Raw genomic sequence first — 3538 nt, forward strand, 5'->3', positions numbered from 1 at the left:
GACCTGCAGTACTACCACCTGCACGACGACGCCACCGGCCGGCTGGTGCTGCGCGAACTGCGCGACGCGGCCCGGCGCGGCGTGCGGGTGCGGCTGCTGGTCGACGATCTCTACACCGAGGACATCGCGGCGCTGCTCGACGGGCTGGGTGCGTACCCGAATGCCGAGGTGCGCATCTTCAATCCCTTCCCCACGCGCGGCGGCCTCGCGACCCGCTTCGGGATGGCGCTGTTCGACTTCGATCGCGTGAACCGGCGCATGCACAACAAGCTGTTCGTGGCCGATGGCGTGCTGGCCGTGGCCGGCGGGCGCAACCTCGGCGACGTGTATTTCATGCGCGATGCCGACTCGAACTTCTTCGATTACGACGTGCTGGTCGCGGGCGCCGCAGTGCCGCAGATGGCGAGCCTGTTCGACGAATACTGGAACGCGCCGCAGGTGCGCACCGCGGCCTCGGTGCTGCGGCCGGTCGATGCGCCGGAACAACTGCGAAGCGCCTTCGACCAACGCGTGGACGGCCCCGACACGCCCGAGCCGGTGCCGTTTCGCACGGTCGACCCGCTGGGGCGCGTGACGCTCGGCGACGAGCTGCAGGCGGGCCGCGTGCGGCTCGCGTTCGGCACCGCGCAGGCCTTTGCCGATGCGCCCGCCAAGGCCTGGGGCCGCTCGGAAACGCGGCGGCTCGCGAGCGGCGCGCTGATCGACACCAGCCGCCGCCTGCTCGGCGAGGCCGCGCAGCAGGCACGCAGCGAGATCCTCACCGCGTCGCCCTACTTCGTGCCGGGCGCGGCGGCGCTCGAGGGCATGCGCCGCAACGCGGCGCGCGGCATCCGCCAGACCCTGATCACGAACTCGCTGGCCGCCACCGACGAGCCGGTGGTCCACACCGGCTACCGCCGTTACCGCGCCGCGCTGCTGCGCAACGGGATGCAGATCCACGAGATCCATCCGAACGCCGGCCGCGCCCTGTTCGTGGGCCGCATCGGCGAAGGCGCGCAGGTCCGGCTGCACACCAAGGCCATGATCGTCGACCGCCGGCGGCTGTTCCTGGGCTCGGTCAACATGGACCCGCGCTCCGATGCGCTGAACACCGAGTTTGGGCTGCTGATCGACTGTCCCGCGCTGGCCGAGGAGGCGCACGGCTTCTTCGAGCAGCTGATGACGCACTCGGCGTACCAGCTGCGGCTCGCGCGCGACGGCGACGACGCGCTCGAATGGTGGCGCATCGACGGGCCCGCGCCGGTGCGGGTGACGGACAGCGAACCCGGTGCCGATGCCTGGATGCGGCTCAAGCTGCAGTGGCAGTCGCTGGTGATTCCCGAGTCGATGCTGTAGGGGCCGCGTTATGTGTAGCGGCGCTCGAGCGCATCCCACGCGGGCTTGCCCACCAGCCGCTGGCGCTCGGCGAACGGTGCGACCAGCGCGGGATCTTCCTCGAGCCGCCTCGCATCGCGCAGCACCGTGAGCGCCTTCTGCATGCCGACCACGGCGCCCTGCAGCGCGGCGTTCGCGTACAGCACGAGGCCATAGCCCATGCCGCCGAGGTCCTCGGCGCCGAAGACGGGCGTCTTGCCGCCGATCACCATGTTCATGAGCTGCGGCCGGTCGAGACGCTGCGGCAAGGCACGGATCTGCTCGGCGCTGGTGACCGCCTCGACGAACAGGATGTCGGCGCCGGCCTCGGCGAACTTCTGCGCGCGCTCGATCGCGGCTTCGAAACCCAGCACGGCACAGGCATCGGTGCGCGCCAGGATCAGCAGGTCGGGGTCCTGCCGCGCATCGACGGCCGCCTTGATCTTGCTCACGGCCTCCTGCGTCGAGATGACGGCCTTGCCCTCGAAGTGGCCGCAGCGCTTGGGCGCGACCTGGTCCTCGAGCTGGATGCAGTCGGCGCCCGCGCGCTCGAGGGTGCGCACCGCATGGCGCACGTTGAGCGCGTTGCCGAAGCCGGTGTCGGCATCGACGATCAGCGGCACGCGCACCGCATCGCGGATGCGCGCCGTGTGGTCGGCCATCTCGGCCAGGCCCACGAAGCCCTGGTCCGGCAGGCCGAACCACATGTTGGTGACGCCGGCGCCGGTGATGTAGATCGCCTCGAAGCCCAGGTCCTCGACGATGCGGGCCGACAGGGCGTTGAAGACGCCCGGAACGATGACGCCGCGGCGGGCCTGCGCCAGGGCGCGCAGTTGTTGTTTGGTATTCATGGATCGGCTGGAAAGAAAAGGAAGGAGAGCCCGCGCTGCGCTCACTTCTCCTGCATCCGGGCCGCCTTGACGATCTCGCCCAGGCGCTTGCGCTCGGCATCGGTGAACTTCACGAACTCCTGGCGCGTGCCGCCTACGGGCTCGATGCCCAGGCCCTGGAGCTTGGCCACGGTGGCGGGATCGCGCATGGCCTTGTCGACGGCGGCGGCGAGCTTGTCCAGGATGTCGTTGGGCGTGCCGCGCGGCGCATGCAGGCCGGCCCAGTGCGCGATCTGCAGCTCGGGGAAGCCCTGCTCGACGGCCGTGGGCAGTTGCGGGTAGGCCGAGATGCGCTGGGTCCAGGTGGTGGCCAGCGGCTTGAACTTGCCCTCGCCCCGGATGTGCGGCAACGCGATGATGCTGGCCTCGGAGGTGCCCTCGACCTGCCCGCCCAGCACGGCGGTCGTGCTCTCCGAGCCGCTCTTGTACGGCACGGCCTGCAGCTTCGCACCGTACTTCACGTTGAGCATCTCGGCCACGAAGTGCGGCGTGCTGCCGGTGCCCGCGGTCGCGAAGTTGAAGCCCGCGCCCTTCTTCGAGGCCTCGACGAAGTCGCGCAGGTTGTCGTACGGGGCCGACTTGGGCACCACGATCACCGAGGGCGCCAGGCCGATCATGACCACGGGCACCAGGTCCTCGTCCTTGAACGGCAGGGACTTCTTGATCATGCTGTTGGAGATCACGCCCGCGGCGCTGATCAGGAAGGTGTAGCCGTCGGGCGCGCTGCGCGCCACCAGGTCGGCGCCGAGCGAACCGCCCGCGCCGGGACGGTTGTCGATGATGACCGGCTGGCCCAGCACCTTGGCCGCCCCTTCGGCCGCCGAGCGCGCCAGCAGGTCGTTGGCGCCGCCCGCCGCGAACGGCACGACGAAGCGGATGGACTTGGCGGGCCAGGCCTGGGCCTGCGCGGCCAGCGGCAAGGCACAGGCCAGCGCGGCGGCGGTCGTGCAGGCGATGGTGGAAAGGCGATGGAAGTGCACGGAGGTCTCCTGGTTTTTCAGCTTGGACCCGGGGTTTGCGCAAGCGCTGTGCCATCGGCCCGGGGAGCGCGCCCCTCGTTGCCAAGTCATTGATTCGAAAGGAATTCGCGCTGCCTCGGCGGGCGATCGTCCGGTTCTGGATTTCAATCTGATTTCACGAATGAGACAATGAAATCCATTGAAATGAATACATTGCCCGCCGCCCCGAGCCCTCCTTCTCCCACCACGCCGCGGCCGCTGCACATCGTGGCCGTGGCCCGCCACCGCCTGGGCCGCGTGCTGGCGCGGCTGATACCGGAGGTGGCCGGGCAGGCG

The 3538-nt window shown here is 70.0% G+C and carries 3 protein-coding genes; 1 reads left to right on the forward strand and 2 read right to left on the reverse strand.

Features of this window, described 5'->3' with window-relative positions; all coding sequences use genetic code 11:
- Positions 1–1335, forward strand: a 1335-nt coding sequence (locus AC27VN_RS36010) for a phospholipase D-like domain-containing protein (RefSeq protein WP_490879726.1), incomplete at its 5' end; no start/stop codon positions are given.
- Positions 1336–1343: 8 nt separating this feature from the next.
- Here the strand turns inward: AC27VN_RS36010 and AC27VN_RS36015 are convergent.
- Both AC27VN_RS36015 and AC27VN_RS36020 read right to left on the reverse strand, forming a co-directional pair.
- Positions 1344–2204, reverse strand: coding sequence for an isocitrate lyase/PEP mutase family protein (locus AC27VN_RS36015; protein WP_490879727.1), 861 nt, complete (start codon positions 2202–2204; stop codon positions 1344–1346).
- Between the two features lie 41 nt (positions 2205–2245).
- Positions 2246–3199, reverse strand: a complete 954-nt coding sequence (locus tag AC27VN_RS36020) for a tripartite tricarboxylate transporter substrate binding protein (RefSeq protein ID WP_371268847.1) — start codon at positions 3197–3199, stop codon at positions 2246–2248.
- Positions 3200–3538: the final 339 nt, after the last annotated feature.

The organism is Variovorax sp. 20P10.2.4 (genome assembly GCF_058244205.1).

Coding starts and splice junctions, on each gene's coding strand:
- AC27VN_RS36015 (WP_490879727.1), bottom strand. CDS start 2,204: ATGAATACCAAACAACAACTGCGCGCCCTGGCGCAGGCCCGCCGCGGC.